This is a genomic window from Serratia sp. AS12 (assembly GCF_000214195.1).
Classification (GTDB): Bacteria; Pseudomonadota; Gammaproteobacteria; order Enterobacterales; family Enterobacteriaceae; genus Serratia; species Serratia plymuthica.
In genome coordinates, this window is sequence record NC_015566.1 from 1,565,535 (window position 1) to 1,588,689 (window position 23,155).

The 23,155-nt window shown below is 56.8% G+C and carries 24 protein-coding genes; 9 read left to right on the forward strand and 15 right to left on the reverse strand.

The window, feature by feature from the left end:
• Nucleotides 1–31: 31 nt before the first annotated feature.
• From SERAS12_RS07360 to SERAS12_RS07375, 4 genes are read left to right on the forward strand one after another with little or no spacing between them, the layout of a single operon-like run.
• Nucleotides 32–1,453 carry an MFS transporter gene (locus SERAS12_RS07360; RefSeq protein WP_013812111.1) on the forward strand — a complete coding sequence of 474 codons (1,422 nt, stop codon included), beginning with the start codon at nt 32–34 and terminating at the stop codon, nt 1,451–1,453.
• Nucleotides 1,454–1,513: 60 nt separating this feature from the next.
• Nucleotides 1,514–2,146 (forward strand): FMN-binding negative transcriptional regulator, encoded by a 633-nt coding sequence (locus SERAS12_RS07365; RefSeq protein ID WP_013812112.1) that lies wholly within the window; start codon nt 1,514–1,516, stop codon nt 2,144–2,146.
• A 40-nt stretch (nt 2,147–2,186) separates the two neighbouring features.
• Complete coding sequence (gene ybiB, locus SERAS12_RS07370) at nt 2,187–3,146, forward strand: DNA-binding protein YbiB (RefSeq protein ID WP_013812113.1); 960 nt, start codon at nt 2,187–2,189, stop codon at nt 3,144–3,146.
• Between the two features lie 49 nt (nt 3,147–3,195).
• Complete coding sequence (locus SERAS12_RS07375) at nt 3,196–5,052, forward strand: M3 family metallopeptidase (protein WP_013812114.1); 1,857 nt, start codon at nt 3,196–3,198, stop codon at nt 5,050–5,052.
• 65 nt (nt 5,053–5,117) lie between these two features.
• On the opposite strand, the gene SERAS12_RS07380 is transcribed toward SERAS12_RS07375, so the two are convergent.
• Together SERAS12_RS07380 and SERAS12_RS07385 are read right to left on the reverse strand one after the other, a co-directional pair.
• Nucleotides 5,118–5,378, reverse strand: a complete 261-nt coding sequence (locus SERAS12_RS07380) for a YdgH/BhsA/McbA-like domain containing protein (RefSeq protein WP_013812115.1) — start codon at nt 5,376–5,378, stop codon at nt 5,118–5,120.
• Nucleotides 5,379–5,542: 164 nt separating this feature from the next.
• A complete protein-coding gene (locus tag SERAS12_RS07385) occupies nt 5,543–6,181 on the reverse strand; it encodes a flavin reductase family protein (RefSeq protein ID WP_013812116.1) in 639 nt (212 codons plus the stop codon).
• Nucleotides 6,182–6,301: 120 nt separating this feature from the next.
• Between SERAS12_RS07385 and rlmF the strand changes: the two genes are divergently transcribed.
• Both rlmF and SERAS12_RS07395 read left to right on the forward strand, forming a co-directional pair.
• Nucleotides 6,302–7,267 carry a 23S rRNA (adenine(1618)-N(6))-methyltransferase RlmF gene (gene rlmF, locus SERAS12_RS07390; RefSeq protein WP_013812117.1) on the forward strand — a complete coding sequence of 322 codons (966 nt, stop codon included), beginning with the start codon at nt 6,302–6,304 and terminating at the stop codon, nt 7,265–7,267.
• 220 nt (nt 7,268–7,487) lie between these two features.
• Complete coding sequence (locus tag SERAS12_RS07395) at nt 7,488–10,496, forward strand: DUF4214 domain-containing protein (RefSeq protein WP_013812118.1); 3,009 nt, start codon at nt 7,488–7,490, stop codon at nt 10,494–10,496.
• 111 nt (nt 10,497–10,607) lie between these two features.
• On the opposite strand, the gene glnQ is transcribed toward SERAS12_RS07395, so the two are convergent.
• From glnQ to dps, 5 genes are all read right to left on the reverse strand, one after another.
• Complete coding sequence (glnQ, locus tag SERAS12_RS07400) at nt 10,608–11,330, reverse strand: glutamine ABC transporter ATP-binding protein GlnQ (RefSeq protein WP_006322077.1); 723 nt, start codon at nt 11,328–11,330, stop codon at nt 10,608–10,610.
• Nucleotides 11,327–11,986, reverse strand: coding sequence for a glutamine ABC transporter permease GlnP (glnP, locus tag SERAS12_RS07405; RefSeq protein ID WP_004942232.1), 660 nt, complete (start codon nt 11,984–11,986; stop codon nt 11,327–11,329). Before glnP ends, glnQ begins: the two co-directional genes overlap by 4 nt.
• Before the next feature lie 105 nt (nt 11,987–12,091).
• The gene (glnH, locus tag SERAS12_RS07410; RefSeq protein ID WP_006324335.1) at nt 12,092–12,835 is read right to left on the reverse strand and encodes a glutamine ABC transporter substrate-binding protein GlnH; all 744 of its coding nucleotides are present in this window, start codon (nt 12,833–12,835) and stop codon (nt 12,092–12,094) included.
• Nucleotides 12,836–13,206: 371 nt separating this feature from the next.
• Nucleotides 13,207–13,473: a DksA/TraR family C4-type zinc finger protein gene (locus tag SERAS12_RS07415; RefSeq protein ID WP_013812120.1), complete on the reverse strand. Its 267-nt coding sequence runs from the start codon at nt 13,471–13,473 to the stop codon at nt 13,207–13,209.
• Between the two features lie 188 nt (nt 13,474–13,661).
• Entirely contained in the window at nt 13,662–14,165 is a 504-nt protein-coding gene (dps, locus tag SERAS12_RS07420) for a DNA starvation/stationary phase protection protein Dps (RefSeq protein ID WP_013812121.1), read from the reverse strand.
• Between the two features lie 394 nt (nt 14,166–14,559).
• Here dps and SERAS12_RS07425 point away from each other — a divergent pair, with 394 nt between their 5' ends.
• A complete protein-coding gene (locus SERAS12_RS07425) occupies nt 14,560–15,099 on the forward strand; it encodes an adenylate kinase (RefSeq protein WP_041416001.1) in 540 nt (179 codons plus the stop codon).
• On the opposite strand, the gene nanQ is transcribed toward SERAS12_RS07425, so the two are convergent.
• Nucleotides 15,074–15,571 (reverse strand): N-acetylneuraminate anomerase, encoded by a 498-nt coding sequence (gene nanQ / locus SERAS12_RS07430; protein ID WP_013812123.1) that lies wholly within the window; start codon nt 15,569–15,571, stop codon nt 15,074–15,076. The genes SERAS12_RS07425 and nanQ overlap by 26 nt on opposite strands.
• Before the next feature lie 141 nt (nt 15,572–15,712).
• Entirely contained in the window at nt 15,713–16,600 is an 888-nt protein-coding gene (rhtA, locus tag SERAS12_RS07435; protein ID WP_013812124.1) for a threonine/homoserine exporter RhtA, read from the reverse strand.
• A 399-nt stretch (nt 16,601–16,999) separates the two neighbouring features.
• Between rhtA and ompX the strand changes: the two genes are divergently transcribed.
• Nucleotides 17,000–17,518 carry an outer membrane protein OmpX gene (gene ompX / locus SERAS12_RS07440; RefSeq protein ID WP_013812125.1) on the forward strand — a complete coding sequence of 173 codons (519 nt, stop codon included), beginning with the start codon at nt 17,000–17,002 and terminating at the stop codon, nt 17,516–17,518.
• A gap of 97 nt (nt 17,519–17,615) precedes the next feature.
• On the opposite strand, the gene SERAS12_RS07445 is transcribed toward ompX, so the two are convergent.
• Complete coding sequence (locus SERAS12_RS07445) at nt 17,616–18,599, reverse strand: nitrilase family protein (protein WP_013812126.1); 984 nt, start codon at nt 18,597–18,599, stop codon at nt 17,616–17,618.
• Between the two features lie 93 nt (nt 18,600–18,692).
• Between SERAS12_RS07445 and SERAS12_RS07450 the strand changes: the two genes are divergently transcribed.
• Complete coding sequence (locus tag SERAS12_RS07450; protein ID WP_006324343.1) at nt 18,693–19,568, forward strand: LysR family transcriptional regulator; 876 nt, start codon at nt 18,693–18,695, stop codon at nt 19,566–19,568.
• 9 nt (nt 19,569–19,577) lie between these two features.
• Here SERAS12_RS07450 and SERAS12_RS07455 read toward each other — a convergent pair whose 3' ends face one another.
• From SERAS12_RS07455 to SERAS12_RS07475, 5 genes are all read right to left on the reverse strand, one after another.
• A complete protein-coding gene (locus tag SERAS12_RS07455; RefSeq protein WP_013812127.1) occupies nt 19,578–20,108 on the reverse strand; it encodes a GNAT family N-acetyltransferase in 531 nt (176 codons plus the stop codon).
• A 61-nt stretch (nt 20,109–20,169) separates the two neighbouring features.
• Nucleotides 20,170–20,949 (reverse strand): HPr family phosphocarrier protein, encoded by a 780-nt coding sequence (locus SERAS12_RS07460; protein WP_013812128.1) that lies wholly within the window; start codon nt 20,947–20,949, stop codon nt 20,170–20,172.
• A gap of 150 nt (nt 20,950–21,099) precedes the next feature.
• Nucleotides 21,100–21,867 (reverse strand): molybdopterin-dependent oxidoreductase, encoded by a 768-nt coding sequence (locus SERAS12_RS07465; protein ID WP_013812129.1) that lies wholly within the window; start codon nt 21,865–21,867, stop codon nt 21,100–21,102.
• Nucleotides 21,860–22,465 (reverse strand): cytochrome b/b6 domain-containing protein, encoded by a 606-nt coding sequence (locus SERAS12_RS07470; protein WP_013812130.1) that lies wholly within the window; start codon nt 22,463–22,465, stop codon nt 21,860–21,862. The genes SERAS12_RS07465 and SERAS12_RS07470 overlap by 8 nt, the downstream gene beginning before the upstream one ends.
• A gap of 13 nt (nt 22,466–22,478) precedes the next feature.
• Entirely contained in the window at nt 22,479–23,105 is a 627-nt protein-coding gene (locus SERAS12_RS07475; RefSeq protein ID WP_013812131.1) for a hypothetical protein, read from the reverse strand.
• Nucleotides 23,106–23,155: the final 50 nt, after the last annotated feature.

A 23,155-nucleotide genomic window follows, 5' to 3' on the forward strand; every position in this document is an offset into this window, starting at 1 on the left:
ATACTGCCGCCATCGTAATCTCGGAGGTGTTATGGAACAGACATTATCTCGCGGCGATCGGGGCTTGCCTGGGTTGCCGGTGTTGCTGTTGGGCGGATTCGTGACGGTGTTTGACCTGTTTGTCGTGAACGTGGCGGCGCCGGTTGTCCAGCAGCAGTTCGCCGCCGATTTTGCCGGTGTGGGGCTGATTATCGCCGGCTATGAGCTGGCTTTCGGCGTGTTGTTGATAGCCGGCGGGCGTTTGGGCGATCGCTTTGGCCGTCGCCGGATGTTCAGCCTGGGCATGCTGGGCTTTACCCTGACTTCGGCGCTGTGCGGCATGGCTACGTCGCTTGGCATGCTGATCGCGGCGCGTTTCCTGCAAGGGGCGGCGGCGGCGCTGTTGTTCCCGCAGATTTATGCGCTGCTGCGCGTATTGTACGGCCCGCAACAGCGGCAGCGCGCCTTTGCCTGGCTGGGCATGACGCTGGGGCTGGCGGCGATTTTCGGCCAGATCCTCGGCGGGTTCATTATTGAGGCCGATATTTTCGGCAGCGGTTGGCGCATGATTTTTCTGATCAACCTGCCGATTGGCGCGCTGGCTTTGCTGGCGGCGCGGCGTATCCCCGAATCGCGTCTCGAGCAGGCGCAGCGACTGGATGGCGTTGGCCTGCTGCTGGCCGCTGCGGGGTTGTTGTTGCTGTTAGTGCCGTTGCTGGAAGGGCCATCGCGCGGCTGGCCCTGGTGGGTGTGGCCCGCGCTGGCAATGGCGGTGCTGGTACTCTGGGTTTTTGTGCGCTGGGAGCGTCGGTTGGCGCTGCATACCGGAGATGCGGTGCTCGATCCTGCGCTGTTCCGGCAGGGAAGCTTTGGCCCTGGGGTCGCGGTGGTGCTGGCGATTTACTCTACCGCCTCCTCGTTCTTCTTGTGCTTTGCGCTGCTGTTGCAGGCGGGGATTGGCCTGACGCCGTTTCAGGCGGGCAGCCTGTTCGCGCCCGCCAGTGCGGCCTTTATGCTGGCCTCGTTTCTGGCGCCAGGGTTGGCGCAACGTTGGGGCAACGGCGTTTTAGCCGGTGGCGTGGCGGTCTACGCCGCCGGGATGGCGTGGCTGGTGGCGCAGGTGCTGTGGGGCACGGCGCTGGCGGATCCACTCTGGCTGCTGCCGGGGTTGGTGATCCTGGGATTTGGACAGGCATTGAGCATGACGCCGCTGCTTAATCTGGTGCTCGGGCTGGCAAAGGAGCAGCAGGCGGGCATGGCCGCCGGGGTGATTTCCACCGTGCAGCAGGTGGGCGGCGCACTGGGCATCGCCGCCAGCGGCGCGTTTTTTGTCCCGCTGTTGGCTGCGGGCGGCGGAGCGGATCGCTATGGGCAGGCATTTGCCGGCGCCATGATCTACAACCTGTCGGCGATGGGGGTGGCCTTTGTGCTGCTGAAGTGGATCATCCAACAACAGCGTAAACTGGCTCTTTAGCAAACCGCCGGCAGGTGTTATTGCTGGTGGCTTCTACCCGACGTCAAAGGAGCCAAACGCATGTATCAACCTGCCTCATTCCGTGAAGATGACCTGGAAGCCCAAATTGCGCTGGTGCGCGCCAACCCGCTGGGCATGTTGATCAGCCAGGGTGAGCAAGGGCTGGTGGCGGATCCGCTGCCGTTTTTGATTGATGCCGACGAGCAGGGAAACATCTGCTTGCGGGCGCACCTGTCACGCGCCAATCGCCACTGGCAAGGGTTACAGGCGGTGCAGGAATGCCTGGTGGTGTTTCAGGGCGTTGATGGCTATATCTCGCCGGGCTGGTACGAAACCAAACGCCAGACCGGCAAGGCGGTGCCGACCTGGAATTACAGCCTGGTGCAGCTATACGGCGTACCGGCGGTAACCGAGGATGCGGGCTGGTTGCGCCGGCAACTGGAAGGGTTAACGGCGTTGCAGGAAGGGCGGCAGCCTGAACCGTGGCGGATTGACGATGCCCCGGCGAATTATATCGCCGCGCAGATCAAGGGCATTGTCGGTATCGAAATCGCCGTGACCCGGCGCGAGGGCAAATGGAAGATGAACCAGAACCGTAGCCCTGATGATGTCGACGGCGTGATCGCCGGACTGCGCGCGGGTAATGCCGACCAGCAGCGGTTGGCGGATGAGGTTGAGCGGCGGCGTGGATAGGGTATGCTAATCCCAGACTGAATCAGGGGACGTACAGGCGATGGATTACACCAAAATTATCAAAGAAATAGGCCGTGGAAAGAACCACGCGCGCGATCTGGACCGGGAAACCGCCTTCCAGCTTTATCAAAAGATGCTGGCCGACGAGGTGGGTGAACTGGAGTTGGGCGGCATTCTGATCGCCATGCGCATTAAAGGGGAAGCCGAAGAGGAAATGCTGGGCTTTTACCAGGCGATGCAACAGCAGGTGATGCGCCTGCAGGCGCCGCAGGGGCGACCGATGCCGGTGGTGTTGCCCAGTTACAACGGCGCGCGCAAACAGGCTAACCTGACGCCGCTGCTGGCGTTGTTGCTGACGCGCGTCGGCCTGCCGGTGGTGGTACATGGCGTGCTGGATGACAGCACCCGCGTCACCAGTGCGGAGACCTTCCGTGCGCTGGGCCTGCCCTGGTCGCAAGATGCCGACCATGCCCAGCAACGTCTGGATAACGGCGAAACGGTATTTATCCCGGTCAACGCCTTATCCCCCCCGCTGGACAGGCAGCTTGGCCTGCGCTGGCGCATGGGGGTGCGTAACAGCGCCCATACGCTGGCCAAACTGGCGACGCCCTTTGCCGAACAGGATGTGCTGCGCATCGCCAGCGTGTCGCACCCGGAATATGTCGGCCGCGTGGCATCGTTCTTTCGCCAGATTGGCGCCCGCGGGCTGCTGATGCACGGTACCGAAGGGGAAGCCTACGCCAACCCGCAGCGCTGCCCGCAGATCCATTACATCGTTAACGGTGAGCAGCAGGTGTTGCTGGAGCGGCCGGCACAGGACGAGACGCCGGAGCTGCCGGCAGCGAAGGATGCCGAAACCACCGCGCGCTGGACCGAACGTTGCCTGGCGGGGGACGTGGCTATTCCGCTGGCGATCCAGCGCCAGATTGCCTGCTGTCTGCTGGCCGCCGGTGAAGTTGACAGCCTGGAGCAAGGATTGGCGCGTTTACGCAGCGCGTAAATCCCTTGGCTATACTGGAACATCACGCATATTGGCCGAAAGGATGGTTATGCAACAGGCTCTCGATTACTTCAATCAATTGAATCAGGACTACCTCGACGTTCACCGCACCAAAGAAGATCTGTTCTGGCAGAACTATATGGGCACGGGCGGTGATGAGGTTTCGACGCGCTTCTCGACGGCGGAAAGCGCCTACAAGCGCTTTATCGGCGAACCGCGTCGGCTGGCTGAAATTCGCCGGCTGCTGGCCGGGCTGGAGATCCTGCCGCAGGATGCGCAGCGTGATGCGCTGCAACATGGGTTGAACGGCTGGCTGCGTTTCTTTGACTGCAACGCGATTGAAGATGCGCAGGCGCAGACGCTGTTGGATCAGATCATCAGCGCCGAAGCGGACCTTTATACCCGGCGCAAGGCCAACCCGGTCAGCCACCTGAATGCCGCAGGGCAAAGGGTGAATGCTTCGCTTGGCGAACTGTTGACCAATCAGGCCACCAATGAAAACGAAGACTACCGCCGCAGCTCGCAAGACGCGCTGCGCGAGCTGGAACAGTGGTTGCTGCACAACGGCCTGCCGGAGCTGATTAGCCTGCGTAACCGCTTTGCGCGCCAGATGGGTTTTCGCAACTATTTTGACTATAAGGTGAACAAAACCGAGCGCATGACGCCGGAACAGCTGTTCGCCATCCTCGATCGTTTCGAGTTGCAGACCCGGGAGGCCAATTCACGCAGCTTGCAACAGCTGGCGGCGGAGAAAGGCGCACAGGCGCTGGAACCCTGGAACCTGCGTTTTGCCAGCGCGGGTGACGTGACTCGCCAACTGGATCCCTATTTCCCGTTTGCTCAGTCGCTGGAACGTTGGATCAACAGTTTCAAACGGCTGCACATCGGTTTTCGCGGCGCGCAGATGGATCTCGATCTGCTGGTGCGTCCAGGCAAGTATGAAAACGGCTTTATGCACGGGCCGGTGCCGCCGTTTATCCAGCAGGGTAAATGGCTGCCGGCACGGATTAACTTTACCAGTCTGGCGCAGCCGGATCAGGTAGGCAGCGGCGCTCATGGTCTGAACACCCTGTTCCACGAGGGCGGGCACGCCGCGCACTTTGCCAATATTTGTCAGAACGCGCCCTGTTTCTCGCAGGAGTTTCCGCCGACGTCAATGGCCTATGCCGAAACCCAGTCGATGTTCTGCGACAGCCTGCTGGACGATGCCGATTGGCTGAAACGTTATGCGAAGAACGCCGCCGGCGAACCGGTGCCGGATGCGCTGATTGAGGCCAGTATCGCTGCGCGCCAACCGATGCGTGCGTTCAACGAACGTCATATCTTGCTGGTGCCTTACTTTGAATGGGCGCTGTACCAGTGGGAGGATGAACAACGCACGCCGGAGGCGATTACCGCGCTGGCGCGCGAGGTAGAAAGCAAAATACTGGGTATCAGCGGCAGCCCGCGCCCGACGCTGGCGATCCCGCATCTGTTGTCGCTGGAGTCAGCCTGCTCTTATCAGGGCTATCTGTTGGCGTTGATGGCGGTTGAGCAGACGCGACAATTCTTCCAGCAGCGCGACGGTTATCTGACCGACAATCCGGCGATTGGCCCGGATCTGGCACGCCACTATTGGCTACCGGGCAACGGCGTCAGCCACGACGATACGCTGCGCAGCCTGACCGGCGAAGGCTTTAACCCGGACTACCTGGCGCAGGCCTGTAACCAGACGGTAGCGCAGGCATGGCAGGAGGCGCGGCAGACCATTGCCGATGCCGCCGCCCGGCCGCAGCCGGCGGCGGATTTCGACCTGGCGGCGCATATCCGGGTGGTGGATGGCGATAAGGTGCTGGCGGATAACGCCGGGGGCGACGAGCAGATGTGTCGTGATTTCGCTGCGGCGATTAACGCCCGCCTGGCCTGAAAACGCATAGCAAAAAGCCCGCCGATAGCGCGTATCGGCGGGCTTTTTTTATCTGAAAAAAATGCTTAGTTGTAGATGACCGCAGTGGCATGCATCAGGTTATTACCGCTGGTAGAGGTAATGGTAAAGGCTTTGGCACCGGCCGCGTCGGCTTTGGTCGCCAACTGAGCTTTCAGGGTGCTCAGGTCGGTAGCGCCGCTGGCGGTGATCACGCCGGCTTTTTCGAACTGGGCGGCGTCTTGTGCGCTGACGTGTTCAGCGGCAAAAGAAGTGAAAGATACGCTAGCCAGAACGATAGCAGCAGCAAAAGTTTTGATGTTTTTCATGAGGGTCATTCCTGTCAAGTTTGTAAGGGAGAAAGGGGCTTCCTTTCGATAGAGTGATTATTGCGCAGTGACAGGCAGGATGAAATCGGAGAGTATTGACAATCTCTTTCAGATTTTTTGATCATTAATTCCCCCGTTCTCCTGAGGGAGAAAGGGGGGCTCGTTCAGCGCTTTAGGGCATCCGGGCGCTGCAGATCGAAACGGTGTTGTTCCGAAATGCCATAGTAGGCGCTCGGCCCGCCGGCGCGCAGGATAGGTTCGGCTGCGGCAGTTTGATAAACGCCATGCTCGTCCAGCAACGCGGGGTCGATATGCACCGCGACCACTTCGCCCAGCACCAGCCAGGTTTCCACCTTCTCGCCGGCAGCGCTTTGCAACTGAATGCACTGCGTCAGGCGGCATTCGAAGTTAACCGGGCTTTCCGCTACGCGATCGGCCTTCACTCGTCGGCCGGGCAGCGGCGTCACGCCGGCAAAGGCAAATTCATCTTCGCCGCGCGCCAGGCTGGCGGAACTGTTGTTCATGGCCTCGGCGAGCGGGCGTGTCGCCAGGTTCCAGACAAACTCTCCGGTTTCCACGATATTCGCCACGCTGTCTTTCCAGCCGGTGCTGGCAAAGCCGATGATGGGTGGGCGGTAGTTGAAACAGTTAAAGAAGCTGTAAGGTGCCAAATTGCGTTGGCCGTTGGCGCCGACCGAGGAGATCCAACCGATAGGGCGGGGGCCGACGATGGCGTTCAGCGGATCGTGCGGCAGACCGTGGCCTGCGGCGGGTTCATAGTAATAACGGGACTCACTGCTCATAAACGACCTGGTGTGGATAAACCGAGCTTTTATTTTGACGGGTTTCTCGTCGGCTGCAAGTTTGACGTCGCTTTATGGTATCTTACGCGCCAGAAATACCTTTAAAGAGAGCCCGTCACGGTGGAAAAAAAGAAAACCTTCCCGCAGCAGAAAAGCGGCCTGCACCCGCGTAACCGTCATCGCTCACGCTATGATTTTCCGGCGCTGATCGCCAGTTGCCCGGCGTTGGAGCCGTTCGTCAAACCGAATGCCTGGGGCGATATCTCGGTAGACTTCGCCGATCCGGCGGCGGTTAAAATGCTCAACCGTGCCTTGCTGCAACATTTTTATGGTATCGAACATTGGGATATTCCCGCCGACTACCTTTGCCCGCCGATCCCTGGCCGAGCTGATTATCTGCACCATCTGGCGGACTTGCTGGCTACCAGCAACGGCGGTGAGATCCCGCGCGGTAAAGGCGTGGCTATTCTCGACGTGGGCATTGGAGCCAACTGCATTTATCCGATCGTCGGCCTGCGCGAGTACGGTTGGCGGTTTACCGGTTCGGAGATCGACCCGGTCTCGCTCAATTCGGCCAAGATGATCGTAGAGATGAACCCGACGCTGAGAAACAGCGTGCGTCTACGTTTGCAAAAACAGCCGGAATTTATCCTTAACGGCATTATCGGCGTGGCGGAGAAGTTTGACGCCACGCTGTGTAACCCGCCGTTCCACGGTTCAGAACAGGAAGCGCGCGCCAGTACCCGCCTTAAACTGCACAAGCTGGGCAAAGGCGAAGTGGCCGACAAGCCGATACAGAACTTCGGCGGCAAGAATAACGAACTGTGGTGTGAAGGCGGCGAAGAAGCCTTCGTACGCAAGATGGTTGAGGAGAGCGTCGGCAAGGCACAGAACTGCCTGTGGTTTACCTCGCTTATCTCCAAAAATACGACTCTGCCAAGCATTTACCACGCGCTGAAGCTGGCGGGTGCGGTGGAAGTGCGCACCATCGAGATGGCGCAGGGGCAAAAGATCAGCCGTTTCGTGGCCTGGACCTTCCATGACGCCGAGCAGCAAGCTGCCTGGGCGGCAGAACGCTGGCGTTAATCGCCGAGTCTGCACGAATATTTACCAGTATGGGAGGCAGCGCCCATACTGGCCGGAAGCTTGGCTTCCTTTCTTGACATATTCCATTAAAGTTCCTTAACTGTAGGGACACCAATAATAACCATTCCAGCAGTGTGCATCGTCTCTTTTCTTGAACAGGGGAGAGGTTTACGGCACCGATGTGCCGCATCCATGACTCGATACATTAGCAGGAGTTATTATGGTTTTTTTATCTCAGCAGCGAGAAATGGGAGCCTTGATTCTCAGTATATATAGACATCCGGCTTCCACTTCGGAAATAGATTACTACTATAAGCAGTTTGAACTCTCTGGTTACCCCCCAGCCGAAATTGCACGTATTATGCTTGAGCAGCCGGATGCTGGCTGGATCTCGGGGCTTAGTGATTTCGATGCTCTTTCAGCGATGTATGTTGCTGCGCATCATACGCAACCCGATCCTGATTATATTAACTCGTATATCGGAACCGGTCATTTCTATAGTGCTGCTGCCGCTATGTCGGTAGACGTTCTCTATTATCTAGGCACTGACCCCGTGATTTTAGCGCAGCGCGATGCCCTGGATCAGCGAGTTGCCGAGGGGCTATTTCCCTCGGTTGCCGCAGATGCTGCTGGCGGCGCGGGGGATGCCCTGGCCATGTTCTATCTGCTAAAGGCGCCGTGGCTGGCCGATGAACTCAATCAGTATGGGCGCCAGCTTAACGAGGGTGCAGATCTGGCCGGGTTGGCGCAGGACAAAATAGAGACTCTGCCGATCAATAACCTGTCTGACAGCGATTTTATTCTGCGGCTGTTCGATCAGGGTTTTGAACGCTCGCCAACGGCGGCAGAACTGGCAGATTATCAGCATCGTCTGGCTGAAGGGGCGACGCGTGGCGATCTGTTGGTTGTCATGATTGAGCAACTGCGCGGCGTAGTGGCACCGGAGGACCAAACTGCGCAGCAGCATTTTAATGATGCCGGCTATGAGTATCAGCCGGGAGAGCTGCCCGCGACGGTGTATTTGGAACAGGTAGCCGCGCTATTTCGTGCCATTCCTGAACGGAGTATTGACGCCACCTCGTTGGATACCTGGAGCAAAATTCTGGCCTCTGGCACCCTCAATTACCCTGAGTTAGTCACCGCCCTGCTGGCAACCCCTGAGTTTCAGGGGCAGGTTGGCTCTTTGCAGGGCGATGCCTTTATTCAGCATGTGTACCACGCCGTTCACGGTAGGGCGGCGGATGAGCAACAACTGGCGCACTATCGGGCATTCGGCGACGACAAGGGACTGATAACCCAGGCGGTGGTTGACGATTTGGTGACTGCCTCTGCGAACGGCGGCATAACGCAGAGCGAACAATGGGCGTTTGCACGCGATATAGGGCAGAGTCTGGCCTATAAAACCACGGCTTCGCTCAGTACCAGCGAAGAGGGCGGAAACGCTTACGGGACGGTAAACACCCACACCGGGCATTCGCTGAGCAACGCGGAAACCGCCGTGCTGTTCCGGGTTTTCCTTAATGCGGATGCGGATGTCACTGTAGATCTGAGCTATGCCGCCCAACTTTCCTATTTGATTATCGACGGGGACAGCGCAGCGGCCATTCAACTGCACAACAACCCGAACGTCAGATATGGCGTGGAGGTGACGGTCAATAACGCTAACGTTACCCTCGACGGCACTTACGGTGGCGATCGGGTACAGTTAACGGCATTGGCCGACGTCGCGGCTGCAACAGGGCATTTTAATCTGAGTGAGGGCAACGACAGCCTGCTGTGGGCCGGAAATTCCACCGGTGGCGCCAATCATGTTGGTGCACTGTTGGGGGCGGACGGCGGAGCCGGTCTGGATATCCTGTCCGCTAATCTGATCGTCAAACTCACTTCCACGCTGGATCTTTGGGGCGTGCGTGTCAGTACGGTCACCAGCAACGCCGCCAATTTTAGCCATTTTGAACAGCTCGATCTGGCCGGTTATATCGGCCAGGCTGAAGCTACGCTGAATAAGGTCAGTTGGAGTGGGATCAAGACAGAGAAATTGGCGACCAATGCCCATGTTTTTGACTACGGCGTGCTAAGCGGCCATGCGACAGTCGAGGGAACCCGAGGGGGGTATGTTATTCAGGATCGGGCTGCGGACGATCTGGGTAGCGGCGGACTGTTGCTTTCCGCTCGGGCGGATAATGTAAAAGTGATCAACGCCAATGCGGATGCTGCCCGGCTTGAAATCAGCAGCGTGGGCGATCAGGCTAATAGCCGGCTTGAGATCGACTTTGTGGAAAATGCCACCCATAGGTTCGATCTGCTGTTTTCCGGCCGTGGGGACGCCGGGTCGTTGGCGCTGGGATCCCACGGCAGTGAAAACCCGCTGGAGCTGCTCGCCATCACCGCGGCGGCTTGGGGCCGTAACGCCCTGACGTTGACCGGCAGCAATGAACAGGTGCATGACATTGTGCTGTCCGGCAAGGCGAGTTTTGACCTGACGCTCGGGGAGGGATACGCCAATGTAGGCCTGATTGATGCTTCGGCGTTTGCCGGCAATGCATTCACCCTGAATTCAGCCCATGGCGGCAGCGGCAACGGTACCTTGATTCAAATGCTGGATTTGTTGCCGCTGAGCGGCGGGAGCCAGGCGAAATTGGAACCGTTATTGGGAGAGCTTGGCCTGTTGGGCGAGCAACTGCTGGTGAAGGGCGGGGGCGGTAATGACCATTTCAGCATCATGGGAGATACCACCATCGTTGCCGGAGCGGGGCAAAATAACCTAACCCTGCAATCAAGCACGGCGGCTTCTGGCGTGACGCTCAGGGATTTTTCGCTGGAACGAGACAGCTTTACTGACGTTATGTCCGGGTTACGTTTATCCAATGATGCAGGTGGGAGCGCATTGGCGGATTACGGCACCAGCAATGGTGAAGATATCGAAACCCGGATAGGCGCGTTGACGGCCGATCAGACCGGGAGCGCAAGCCAGCTGCTGGCGGCGTTGTTGGATTTGGGCAGCATTGATGCTCTCAGCGCTAAGGTAGGGGTGGGCAGCGTACTGGCCGATAAAAACAGCAGCTACATTATTATCGACAACAATGACGATCATCGGCTGGATGCCGCTGACAGCGTGATTCTGTTATTGGGGCAGGATCACCAAACGCTGCTGAGCGAACTGCGCTATGTGCCGCAACAGGTGGAGCTAACCGGTGCAGTGGCAACGGAAGATCTGTTGGTTGCCTGAGTTTTGGGTTGTGGTATTTATCACGACGGTGCAGGTTATGCGGCACAAGAAAGCGGTATCGCCTGTTAAAAAACGGCGGGCGCAGAACGCGCCCGCCGCTGAGCAGGATAATCAGGAGACGTGTTGCAGGAACTCTTGCAGACGCGGGCTTGGCGGCGAGTTGATCAGATCGTGCGGGTTGCCGTCTTCGGCTATACGGCCCTTATCGATGAAGATCAGACGCGACGCCACTTTTTCGGCAAAGCCGACTTCGTGGGTCACGATCACCATGGTCATGCCTTCTTCAGCCAGATCTTGCATAACCTTCAGCACTTCGTGACGAAGTTCCGGGTCAAGCGCCGAGGTGGGCTCATCGAACAGCATCATTTTCGGTTTTACCGCCAGCGCACGGGCGATAGCCACACGCTGCTGCTGGCCGCCGGACAGTTCGGAAGGGTAGTGATGCGCACGTTCCGCCAGGCCCACTTTGGCCAATAGCTCACGCGCCAGCTTTTCCGCTTCCGACTTTTTCAGACCGCGTACGCGGATCGGGCCAAAGGCGACGTTTTCCAGCGCCGTCAGGTGCGGGAACAGGTAAAACTGTTGGAACACCATGCCGGCTTCCTGACGGATCAGGCGATCGTCGACCTTGGGATCGTTGGCTTTCAGACCATCGACGAACAGATCGCCGCTGGTGATCTCTTCCAGTTTGTTGATGCAACGCAGCAGCGTGGACTTGCCGGAGCCGGAAGGCCCGATAATCACCACCACTTCACCCTGGTTAATTTTCAGGTCGATATTGTGCAGCACTTGGGTTTGGCCAAAATGCTTGGAGACGTTTTTAAATTCAATCACAGGATTTTCATCCTTCTTTCCAGACGACGCAGAACGAAGCTCAGCACCAGGGTGATGATCAGATAGATAACTGCTACGGCGCTCCAGATTTCCAGCGCACGGAAGTTACCGGCAATAATTTCCTGGCCCTGACGGGTCAGTTCCGCCACGCCGATCACGATGAACAGCGAGGTGTCTTTAATGCTGATGATCCACTGGTTACCCAGCGGCGGCAGCATGCGGCGCAGCGCCAGCGGCATAATGACGTAGCGGATGGTTTCACGGCGCGACAGACCCAACGCCAGGCCCGCCTCGCGGAATCCGTTGTGGATCGACAACACCGCACCACGAGTAATTTCCGCAATGTAGGCGCCGGAGTTGATCATGATGGTGACCACCGCCGCGCTAAACGGATCTATGCGCAAATCGCTGAACGCCATCGGCAGGGCGAAGTAGATAAACATCACCTGCACCACGATCGGCGTACCGCGGATCACTTCAATGAACACCAGAGCGGCGTGGTTGGCAAGCCAACCGCCGTAGGTACGGGCAAAGCCGGCGACAAGGCCGATGATCAGGCCGCCAATCAGACCGAGGACCGAAATCCACAGGGTCATTTTGGCACCTTCTAACAGAATGGGGATGGCGGGCCAGATGGCGCTCCAGTCGAACTGCATGGTGTTTTCTCCCGATGATCCCAACGCTGGGAATCAGATACAACAAAGCGCAGGGGCTAAGGCACAACCCCCGTGCTCAAGTTAAACAGTGGCTGACTTCACCCGTTATTTAGGCTCAGTACCGAACCATTTTTTGTAGATTTCGTTGTAGGTGCCGTTGTCGCGCAGCGTTTTCAGCGCGCCGTTCACCTTCACGCGCAGCTCGTCACTGCCTTTCGGGAAGGCGATGCCGTATTGCTGGGCTTCCAGTGATTCACCGACGGTTTTGAACTTGCCTGCGCCTGCGGTTTTAATGAAGTACAGGATATTTGGCGTGTCGTGCAGTACCGCGTCAGCGCGCTTGGTGCCCAGTTCCATATAGGCGTTATCGATGTTCGGGAACTGACGCAGATCTTTGGTTTTGATGTTCTGCTTGGCGTAATCCACCGAGCCGGTGCCGCTCTTCACCGCCACCACTTTACCGTCCAGATCCTTCACGCTTTTTACGCTATCGTCGTTGGCATTCACCATCACCAACAGACCGCTTTTGTAGTAACCGTCGGAAAACTCGATGGCTTTTTTACGTTCTTCGGTGATGGTGATACCCGCCAGCGCCAAATCGATGTTTTTAGTTTGCAACGCCGGGATGATGCCGCTGAAATCCATAGGTTTCAGGGTGTAATCCAGTTTCAGCTCTTTAGCGATAGCGGCCCACAGGTCGATATCGAAGCCAACGTATTTGTCGCCTTGCTTGAATTCAAAGGGAACGAATGCGGTATCGGTTGCGACGACCAGTTTGTCTGCTGCGTGGGAGCTTACGGCAAAAGCCAGCGAAAGTGCGGCCAGGGAGACTTTGAAAATTGACTTCATGTGAGGAATTTCCTGTACAGGTTGCGGATTACCCATTTTTTATATTGCAGTTGGTACCATGAAAAAATCGTGCCATGTTTGCAACTACTATAAAAACAAAGAGTTGTGATGCAATGTTGTGCTTTGAAGGCGTATTATTATTGTTGTGCACCAAATTGAGGCCCCAAAATGGTGCTTTGGGTCTCGTGTTGGTGCATTGGCCTATCATTAACCAAATAATGGGGGGGAAACAACCGATAGTTAACAGTTTCGCTTCAATATTGATAACTAACTCTAACTTTTATGATGCATCGTTGTTGCATATGGTGCAGGAATGTTCGATAAGTACGGGAAATGGTCGCAGAACCCGGCGCCCTTAACCAGTAACGTTCTTAACGCAACTGGCTGTCTTTGCTCCCGCGTCGGTTATATAAGCCGCTGTCGGTCTGTTTTTTGTCCAGTTCGGTTTGGCAGGCCAAACAATAACGCACGCCTTTTAACGCTTGCCGGCGCGCCAGCGGAATTTCTTCTCCGCACTCCTGACAATAATGCTCGCTTTCACCTTGACCCAGCGCTTGCCGTGCACGCTGTACAGCGTCATCAACGGTGGAGTCGATCTGATCCTGCACGGCGCCATCCGCCGCCCATCCGTTTGCCATGGTGACCTCACTTCGGTGTCTTCGCCGTATTCCTCTGTACGTAACGCGGCCAATCGCTGTCTGATTAAATCTACTATGGGCGTTTTTTTGAGCAATTCAAGCGGCGTAAAAAGAAAAACAGGCCGGGATAAAGCCCGCAGCCTGTTTAAACCCCGCGATGCGGGGTGGGGGATAGCCCTTACCTGGGTTTATTCAATATTGGATTCGATAAACCACAGGAATTTGTCCAGATCGCGTGATGCCGCAGTGAACATATCGGCAGTATCTTCATCTTCCACTTCGGAGATGGCCTGGCGAATATCGTTCGCCACTGCGCCATAACGATCCGCCAGCGCTTTCAGATGTTCCTGCACGCTGTGGATGTTGGTTGGATAGCTTTTCAGCGGCGTTTTATCGTTCACCACCTGCACGGTACCCAGCGCCACGCCGCCCAGCTGCACGACGCGCTCGGCAAAAGTATCCTGATGATCGGTGATCGCGGTGCGGAACCCGTCCAGCATTTCATGAACGGCAATAAAGTTGGCGCCACGCATGTTCCAGTGCGCCTGTTTGGTGATCAACGACAGGTCAATAAACTGCACTACCTGATGGTTCAGGGCTTTGATCGCGGCCAGCTTCGTTTTTTCGTCCATGTCATTTCGTGTGTAAAGCAGATCAGAAGATTTCGTTTTCACCAGTTTAGCGGTACTCATATCAGATATCCTCTTTGTGGGTCGTTGTCCTATTTTTGTCACGGGGATAATTATAGCAGCCATATTCATTCTTGCAGCGTGAAAATGGCTATTGGATAAATAGGCAATAACGAATGGGAATTTTTAATTAAAAAATGCAGCGAAATAAATTTGGTTTTTTCTATTAATTGTATGAATTTTAATGGTTTTATTGTTTAATGTTCAGGGGGGTTAACGATTGCAGATAATAATAAAAACGCGGAGACACTTCTCATAATAATTTAATTGTCCAGCAGGATATATTTTAAGGGGGCGATTACCGTGTCGTTGTGTTAATTGGCTGTTAATTCAGGTTGATAGCCTGATAATGGAACGTATAGAATATCTACTCCTCATTTTTATCGCCTGCGAACCTATGAAAATTAACGTGGTTGGAACCAGCGGCAGTGGTAAAAGTACGGTGGCGCGCCAGTTGGCGGGAAAATTTGCTGTGCCTTATATTGAGCTGGATAAGTTGTTTTGGCGGCAGGACTGGCAAGGCACGCCGGATGATGAGTTTTTGGCCCGTCTCGCGCAGGTGTTGGGCGATGCGGACAGCGGCTGGGTGCTGGACGGCAATTATACACGAACCAAGTCGATCAAGTGGCGTGAGGTAGATTGGGTCGTATGGGTGGACTACGGGTTCTTCCGCACGCTGTTTCAGGCTGTGCGTCGTGCAGCTACGCGAGCCTGGGCCCGAACTGAATTGTGGCCCGGTACCGGCAACCGCGAGAGCTTTCGCCGCTCTTTTTTCAGCCGCGATTCGATAATTCTGTGGACCCTCAAAACCTACCGTAAAAACCGGGCCAGCTACCTTGATGATATGAATAACGCCCGGTATGGACATATCCGCTTTATTCGGCTGCGTTCACCCGGGCAGACCCTGACGTTTATCCGTTCTTTACCTCAGGGATAATCGGCGACAGCAGCAGGCTGTAATGCACCCTCACCACGGCTTTCTTGATAACCGTTGGGGCATTCAACTGGCATCCGGGTTGATGCGGTTCATAGGGCAAGAAGATGGCGTACATGCCGGGAAACATCTGCAGCGTCTGGCGATGGCGGATGATATCCAACAGTTGCAGATCCCGCGTTTCGTCGTAGGGGTGTTCGCTTTGCCAATCGCCCGGCAACCCGTAATCAATGCGTTCCTCGCCGCTGATTAACAGATGAATAGCGGCATATTCCTGATGCAGTTCGGCGCGATTGGCCTGCGCCGGCCCGGTTGTCAGCGTCATTACCTCCATAAAGAGCTTCTCGCCGTCGATTTCATGCCGCCCCAGCGCCAGCTCGGGCAGATCGTATTGACGCAGAGCAGTAAGGGCCTTAATCAGTACTGACGACATTCCACGGCCGTAGCGTGGGTTAAAGAGAGTGTTATAAATCACTTTGGTTCTCCATGTGATCAACCCTGCCGGGTTGGGTTCCATAAAAGCGTTGGTTGTTTCGGGAAAAGTATGCCCGTTTGTCGGTACGAAAACAGTTAACCCGCCAGCATTCCGCTTTAGCCATGCGGGCGTATCAGATTATCAAGACAGTTTTTCGATTTGCGGTTTGGATTTGATGGTCAGAGTCGAGCCCATCGATGCCGCGATGATCGCTGCCAGAGCCAGCCATTGCACCAGGGTCAGGTGCTCATTAAGGAACAGCATGCCCGAAAGCGCCGCCATTGCCGGTTCCAGGCTCATCAGAGTGCCGAAGGTACGCGCCGGGATTTTGGGCAGCGCGATGATCTCCAGTGAATAAGGGAGCGCGGTCGACAGGATCGCTACCGCCAACGCGGTGGGCAGAATATCGACATTAAGCAATACGCTGCCGGCTTGCCAGGCGCCAATCGGGCAGAACACCAAAGCGGCTATCAGTGAACCGACTGCCACCGTTCCCGGCCCGTGATCGCCGCCTGCCTTCTGGCCAAAAATAATATAGACCGCCCAGCAGGCACCCGCGCCCAGCGCACAGGCTGCACCAAACGGATCGATACTGCCCATGTCATGGCCCAGTGGCAACAGGAACCACAATCCGACCAGTGCCAGCGTTACCCATAAAAAGTCTATCGCACGGCGTGAGGAAAACATGGCGACCGCCAGCGGGCCGGTGAACTCCAGCGCCACGGCGATGCCGAGCGGCAGGGTACGCAGCGAAAGGTAGAACAGGTAATTCATGGCGCCCAACGCCAGGCCGTAGACCAGCAGCGGCAGGCGGCTGCCGGCGGCGAAACGCATGCGCCACGGACGGAAGATAATAAACAGAATCAGCGTGCCGATGCTCAGACGCAGCGTGGTGATTCCTTCCGCGCCGACCAGCGGAAACAAGCTTTTGGCCAGCGAGGCACCGCCCTGGATCGATACCATGGCGATGATTAACAAACAGATGGGCAGCAGCGCGGAAGGCGCTTTAGCGGGTGTAGACGCAGACATCCTTATGAGCCTTTTGTTCGCCTTCCACAGCCTTGGGAAGACAGTCGAAATTTGGATGAGGGCAGTGTAAATGAAATGGGGTAAATGTGTCTGCGAAAAGCGTACGAAACGGTAAAAGCTACCGCCTTCTGACGCAAAACAAGCGCGTGTGGTTAAAAAGTACGCATTTATTTCGGAATTGTCTGGATATTAAATAGGTGATTCTTGTCACACAAACGAGTAGAATGCGGCTCGAAAATAGAGCGAAAAGAAGTAGATACACTGTTCTTGAAATCTTATGTTACACGATATAAAGCGTTAGACACTCATTTTAAGGCAGAGTTTCACGCTAATTTTTGCTATATTTTCAATGCATGAACAAATGGATTTACTTAAAAATATAACGCGTTTGAGGTGGTTATGAAAAAAATTGCATGTCTTTCCGCAGTAGCAGCCTGTGTATTAGCAGTAACCGCAGGTACCGCATTCGCTGGTCAGAGCACCGTATCCGCTGGCTATGCGCAGGGTGATTTCCAAGGCGTTGCTAACAAAGCCGACGGTTTCAACCTGAAGTACCGTTACGAGTTCGACAACAACCCACTGGGCGTGATCGGTTCCTTTACCCATCTGGAAAAGGACGGCTCTCAGGGCGGTTACTACAACAAAGCGCAGTACAACTCTATCACTGCCGGTCCAGCTTACCGCTTCAATGACTGGGCAAGCATCTACGGTGTGATCGGTGTTGGCTACGGCAAAAACATTGATAATGCACAGAACGGCACCGATCGTAACGGCAGCAGCGACTACGGCTTCACTTACGGCGCTGGTCTGCAGTTCAACCCAATCCAGGAAGTTGCTCTGGACGTAGGTTACGAGCAGAGCCGCATCCGCAGTGTTGACGTTGGCACCTGGATGGTTGGCGTAGGCTACCGTTTCTAAGATTTCTCCATGCCTACGGGCGTGAGCGTGCGGTGCAGTTGGCCGTACCGGATAAAAATCCGCCTTCGGGCGGATTTTTTTTGCCTGAAATTCAGCGTTATTTACCCAGTTTTTGCGCTGGCTGCGATGAGAAGCGGGCGCTGCGAGCATCACGTTCGTAACCCTGAGGTTCCGTGAGAATGCCATATAACGCCGGCCGACGACCGTGGATCCAGCGACGGCCGGTGCTGAGCGGGATCAGCGACAGATCGAGGTCGGCGATCACCATTTGATCTTCTGCCGCCCAGGTCTCCGCCAGGATACGCCCATAGGGATCGAGGATCATCGCGTTGCCGGTACGCACTTCGTCGTCATCGCGCCCCACGCCGTTGCTGAACAGAATAAACAGGCCATTGTCATGGGCACGTGCCGGTAGCCAGCGCATCAGCCAGCCGCGCCCGTGCTCGCCGCGGAATGCCGCCTCTATCGCCTGCGGATTTTCCGCACGCTGCTGCCACAGCGCCAGCGGGATTGGTTTCATGCCGTGCGGGCTGCGCGAGTGGGTGCCACCGGTCTGGTGCGGTGCCAACAGCACGTCCGCTCCCAGCAGTGCGGTCGCGCGCACGTTTTCCACCAGATTATTGTCCCAGCAAATCAGAACGCCCATCCGCACTCCCCAGGGAGTATCGAACACGGTAAAGCTGTCGCCACTGGCTATCGCCTCATGTTCGAAGGCGTGCAGTTTACGGTGAACGTGAAGATTGCCGTCGGGCAGGCATACGGCGTAGGCGTTGTAATAGTTGCCATCCTCGCCCAGCTCAATCAGCCCGACACCGATTGCCATGTTATAGCGTTCCGCCAGTGGACGAATGCGCGCCAGAGAAGGGCTGCCGGCGATCGGTTCCGCCAGGGCGCCAATCTCGCCGGCACTGAGGTGCCGCACGTGCCAATAGCCGGTAATGCACATCTCCGGAAAGGTTAATACCTGGATCTGTTCGGCGGCAGCGCGGGCGATAAAGCCCTCCATTACCGACAGGTTGTAGTTTTTATCATTGGCGCGATGCTGAAATTGCACCGTCGCGGCGCGCAGAGAGGTTGTCATAAGGTTACCTTTGGCTGTTATCTGGCGTTGATTACAGCAGGCGTATTGATTACTGTATAATCAATTAAATTCCTATATCGATAACCTGGCGGAATGGATATAAAACAACTGCGCGCCTTCGTGGTGCTGGCCGAGCAGGGCAATTATCGTCTGGCCGCGGAGCGGCTGTGCATCACTCAACCGGCGTTGAGCAAACAGATACAGGCGCTGGAAACACTGCTGGGGACCCGGCTGTTTAACCGTGGCCGTCAGGGCGCTCAGCTTACCGCCAGCGGGCAGCGGTTGTATCCCGAAGCCCAGACGTTGGTTGACCGGCATTTGCAGTTTCAGCAGCACGCTCTGCGGGTGGTGCAAGGGGCTGCGGGGCGGCTGGCACTCGGGTTTGGCCTGTCCAGTTTCCATTTGGCGCCGCAGTTGGTCGCCGCCTTCCGCCAACGTTTTCCAGCGGTAGCCGTGGGATTGGAGGATCTGCCTTCGGAGCGGCAATATCAGTTGTTATTGCAGGGAGAATTGCAGGTGGGATTTGTGCGGTTGCCGGTCAGTGCGCCGCTGCGGGCCACGGCGTTGCTGAGCGATCGGCTGGTGTTGGCGGCGCCATCGGCGCTGGCGCTGCGGGCGGAAACCCTGATGGCGCGATTTAACACCTTGCCGCTGTTGCAACTGACGCCCAAACGCGGGCGCGGTCTGAGCGATCAATCGCTGCGCTTTATTGCCGCGCATCAATTGACGCCGAATGTCGTGCAGCAGGCCGGCGACATCCAGACGCTGCTGGCGCTGGTCGCCGCAGGCATTGGCGTGGCTCTGTTGCCGCACAGCGTCACCCATATTGTGCCTACGGGCATCGATATCTTGCCATTAAGCGGTGACGCGACCGAATGGCAGGTCGGAATTGCCTGGAATCCGCAGCAGCCCGACGCGTTGCGGGATAATTTTATTCAGGTTGCGCTGGCGACGGTGCAGGCGCCTTAAAGCCTGCGTTCATAAGGGGCAGTGCATCACTACAATCGGATTCTGGTGGTATTCGCTGCGGTGGCTTTCGCTAAAGCCGACTTTTTTCGCCAATGCCAGCGAAGGCTGATTCTCCGGCGAGATAATACACACCACCTTATCGCCGGGTAAATATTCCTTCCCCCAGGCCAGCGCTGCCTGCAACGCTTCGGTGGCATACCCTTTGCCCTGCGCCGCCGTTATCAGCGTCCAGCCCATCTCGGGGGCGTCGAGTGCCGGGATAATAGCGCGCTGGAAATCGGAAAAACCGATGCCGCCGAGGTAAGCGCCGCTGATTTTATCGCGTACCGCCCAGTAGCCGTACCCTAATAACGTCCAGTGGCCAACGTATCGCATCAGTCGGCCCCAGGAATCTTCACGATCCCTCGGGGTACCGCCGATATAGCGGACAACGTCGGGATCGGCCCACATGGCGGCCAGCGATTCAAAGTCGTCAAGTGTATGCGCATCCAGGCGTAAACGTTCGGTCAGCAACGGCGGCGCGGTGGTGATAAGCGGCATTATTTTTCCTGCACAGAGTCAAAGGCGGTGTTGGAGTATGCCAGAGAAGTGATATCGCCAGCTATTCGAGGTAAGGCTTTATCCAGCCAAGCCCGGCACCGGTTTCGCCGCGAGGTTTGTATTCGCAGCCGATCCAACCCTGATAACCCATGTTGTCCAACTGTGCGAACAGCCACGGATAATTAAGTTCGCCGTCGTCCGGTTCATGGCGATCTGGCACTGATGCGATCTGAATATGGGCGTAGCGCCCGGCCAGTGAGGTCATCAGGCCGCTGATATTGCCATCTACCAACTGAGCATGGAAAAAATCAAACTGAATGAAAACGTTCGGACGATCGATAGCCTCGACCAACTGCGCGGCCTGGTGTTGGCTGGAGAACAGATAGTGGGGTTTCACCTGTGGGCTGAGGGCTTCGATCAAAACCTTGATGCCGTGTGCGGCGAAGGTCTCGGCGGCATAGCGGATATTGCCGATAAAGGTCTCGCGATAGCGCTGCCAGTCGGCTCCCGGCGGGACCAAACCGGCCATCACGTGCACGCAGGGGCAATTCAGGGCGATGGCGTAGGCCAACGCGCATTCGATATCGGCGCGCGCATCCTGTTCGCGGCCGGGGACGGCGGCCAAACCCCATTCACCGGCTACAACATTGCCCGGAGGGGTATTGAACAGCACCTGTTGCAGATCATGATGCCGCAGCTGTTCCGCCAGCAGTTCGGCTGGATATTCATAGGGAAACAGAAACTCCACCGCCTTGAACCCAGCGGCGGCGGCGGCCTCGAACCGCTCCAGAAACGGCAGCTCGTTAAACATCATCGATAAATTGGCAGCAAATTTAGGCATGTTCCAGCTCCGTAATCCGGCAATTTCTTCATGGTACAGGGGCAGCATCGGGGTGCAGAAATGATTTTACAGGCGGATATCAGAAAATGAGGTTTAAATAGAAAAAACCCCTGATGGGGGTAACGCTCTTTTCCTGTTCTGCGCAGAGAACTAGATCCCGCTAAACCAGTTGTAGCCCTGATCTTCCCAGTAGCCGCCGGGATTGGTATCGCTGACAAAAATGGCGACGATATGCTTGGCGTTCTTGAAGCCCAGCTTGGTGGGCACCCGCAGCCGCAGCGGATAGCCATAGTCCGCCGGCAGCGCCTTGCCGCCGAAATCCAGCGCCAGGAGGGTCTGCGGGTGCAGTGCGGTGGCCATATCGATGCTGGAGTAATAACGATCCGCGCATTTAAAACCGACGTAGCGGGCATTCATATCCGCCCCGACATGCTGCAGGAAACTGCGCAGCGGTACGCCGCCCCATTGCCCGATGGCGCTCCAGCCCTCGATGCAGATCAATCGGGTTATCTGGCTCTGCTGCGGCAGGCGTTGCAGCTGCTCCAGCGTCCAGGGGGCGGTTTTCTGCACCTTGCCGGAAATTTCCAGCTGATAGCCGGCGAGATCCACCTCCGGGACGTTGTACTCGGGGTAAAACGCGTTGAACGGGAAGGGATGGGTAATCTGATCCGGCCGATAGGTTTGCGCCAGCCGCTGGCCGCTGAACAGCCAGGCCTGCACCCGATCGTTCCAGCGCGACATGGCCCACAGCACTTTATCCACCTGATCGCCGTCCTGCATGTTGCAGCCGGTCAGCATGGCGATGCCGCCCAGCGTCAGGCCGGAACGCAGCATCAGGCGACGTTGCAGATTGACCAGCTGTTTCTTCTGGTCCGGTTCCAACGCCGGTGTCGAAGGGCGCTGTTGTTTATCATTCATGTTTGCCGCCCGTAATCATTGCCCATAGCGTGCGCGGCACGATAATCACCATGAGCAGGTGAATCACTACGAATAACCCAATGGCGGACATGGCGAAAAAGTGCACGTAGCGCGCGCTGTCAAACCCGCCGAACAGACTCACCAGGCCTGGTAACTGCACGGGTTTCCAGATGGCCAGTCCGGAGAGCACCAGCATCAGCCCCAGCGCCAGTACGCCCAGGTACATCAGTTTCTGAATGGCGTTATAGCGGCCATGTTGATGTTTCAGCCGCAGCGTTAGCGCCTGCCCGATTTCGTGCCGCAGCACCTTGACGCTGAGCGGCAGCAGATCGCGCCGGAAATGGCCGCTGAACAGGCTCCACAACAGGTAGCACAACGCGTTAAAGGCCAGCAGCCACATTACCGCCAGATGCCAGCCAATCGCGCCGCCCAGCCAGCCGCCGAGCGTCATCTGTGGCGGAAAACTGAAGCCGAACAGCGGTGAGGCGTTGTAGATTTCCCAGCCGCTCATGAACATGCAAACCATAGCGAACAGGTTAACCCAATGGGTGATCCGGACCGGCCAGCGATGCACCGGCCGCGGCGCGTTGGTTTTCATCGTTTTTCCTGAATCACATTGGCGGAACGGTACCGTCTTTGCCGGCGGATATGCGAGTGGCGACGCGTTCGCCTTTCTCGTCAGTGGCGGAGAACAGCACAATGTGCGCGCCCTGTTTCAACAGGCTGCGGTCGCCGGGATCCAGGGTGACGATTGGCACGTCTTCCGGCACGGTGACGGTTTTTTGCTGGTTACCGTAGGTCACGGTCAGAGTGCGGCCATTGGATTTCACCAGCTTGCCGACGGTGCCGTTGGTCATGGTATCCACCTTGCCGTCGGCGGACTCCCAGGCCGAGTGGCCCTCGCCGGTGCCGCGCAGGCTGGCGGCGAACACGTGCACTTCCAGCGCTTTCAGGGTGCCATCCGCTTGCGGTACGGCGGCGGTGCCGATAAAGCTGTCGGGCTTGATATCGTCCAGCGTGCCCTTGGATACGCTCAACACCTTGGTTTGATCGTTAAGCTTGACGCTGACCTTTTCCCCTTTACGGTCGGTGAGCTGCAGGCTGCTGTCGGTGACTTGATCGATAGTGCCACGCAGTGGGGCAATGACTTTCCCCGGAGCCGGGGCGGCGGCGGCAATGCCGCTGCACAGCAGCAGGGTGGACAGCAGTAAACCGGCAAAACGATGACGGGTAATCATAATCTTCTCCTTTGTATGGGGTGACGGTTAAGCATGGTTTAACAAACGGG

Coding starts and splice junctions, on each gene's coding strand:
- SERAS12_RS07380 (WP_013812115.1), bottom strand. CDS start 5,378: ATGAAAAACATCAAAACTTTTGCTGCTGCTATCGTTCTGGCTAGCGTA.
- SERAS12_RS07470 (WP_013812130.1), bottom strand. CDS start 22,465: ATGAAAACCAACGCGCCGCGGCCGGTGCATCGCTGGCCGGTCCGGATC.
- SERAS12_RS07375 (WP_013812114.1), top strand. CDS start 3,196: ATGCAACAGGCTCTCGATTACTTCAATCAATTGAATCAGGACTACCTC.
- glnH (WP_006324335.1), bottom strand. CDS start 12,835: ATGAAGTCAATTTTCAAAGTCTCCCTGGCCGCACTTTCGCTGGCTTTT.
- SERAS12_RS07360 (WP_013812111.1), top strand. CDS start 32: ATGGAACAGACATTATCTCGCGGCGATCGGGGCTTGCCTGGGTTGCCG.
- SERAS12_RS07455 (WP_013812127.1), bottom strand. CDS start 20,108: ATGCCGCTTATCACCACCGCGCCGCCGTTGCTGACCGAACGTTTACGC.
- SERAS12_RS07415 (WP_013812120.1), bottom strand. CDS start 13,473: ATGGCAAACGGATGGGCGGCGGATGGCGCCGTGCAGGATCAGATCGAC.
- SERAS12_RS07465 (WP_013812129.1), bottom strand. CDS start 21,867: ATGAATGATAAACAACAGCGCCCTTCGACACCGGCGTTGGAACCGGAC.
- SERAS12_RS07385 (WP_013812116.1), bottom strand. CDS start 6,181: ATGAGCAGTGAGTCCCGTTATTACTATGAACCCGCCGCAGGCCACGGT.
- ompX (WP_013812125.1), top strand. CDS start 17,000: ATGAAAAAAATTGCATGTCTTTCCGCAGTAGCAGCCTGTGTATTAGCA.
- SERAS12_RS07450 (WP_006324343.1), top strand. CDS start 18,693: ATGGATATAAAACAACTGCGCGCCTTCGTGGTGCTGGCCGAGCAGGGC.
- ybiB (WP_013812113.1), top strand. CDS start 2,187: ATGGATTACACCAAAATTATCAAAGAAATAGGCCGTGGAAAGAACCAC.
- SERAS12_RS07475 (WP_013812131.1), bottom strand. CDS start 23,105: ATGATTACCCGTCATCGTTTTGCCGGTTTACTGCTGTCCACCCTGCTG.
- SERAS12_RS07425 (WP_041416001.1), top strand. CDS start 14,560: ATGAAAATTAACGTGGTTGGAACCAGCGGCAGTGGTAAAAGTACGGTG.
- rhtA (WP_013812124.1), bottom strand. CDS start 16,600: ATGTCTGCGTCTACACCCGCTAAAGCGCCTTCCGCGCTGCTGCCCATC.
- SERAS12_RS07460 (WP_013812128.1), bottom strand. CDS start 20,949: ATGCCTAAATTTGCTGCCAATTTATCGATGATGTTTAACGAGCTGCCG.
- SERAS12_RS07395 (WP_013812118.1), top strand. CDS start 7,488: ATGGTTTTTTTATCTCAGCAGCGAGAAATGGGAGCCTTGATTCTCAGT.
- SERAS12_RS07445 (WP_013812126.1), bottom strand. CDS start 18,599: ATGACAACCTCTCTGCGCGCCGCGACGGTGCAATTTCAGCATCGCGCC.
- dps (WP_013812121.1), bottom strand. CDS start 14,165: ATGAGTACCGCTAAACTGGTGAAAACGAAATCTTCTGATCTGCTTTAC.
- SERAS12_RS07365 (WP_013812112.1), top strand. CDS start 1,514: ATGTATCAACCTGCCTCATTCCGTGAAGATGACCTGGAAGCCCAAATT.
- glnP (WP_004942232.1), bottom strand. CDS start 11,986: ATGCAGTTCGACTGGAGCGCCATCTGGCCCGCCATCCCCATTCTGTTA.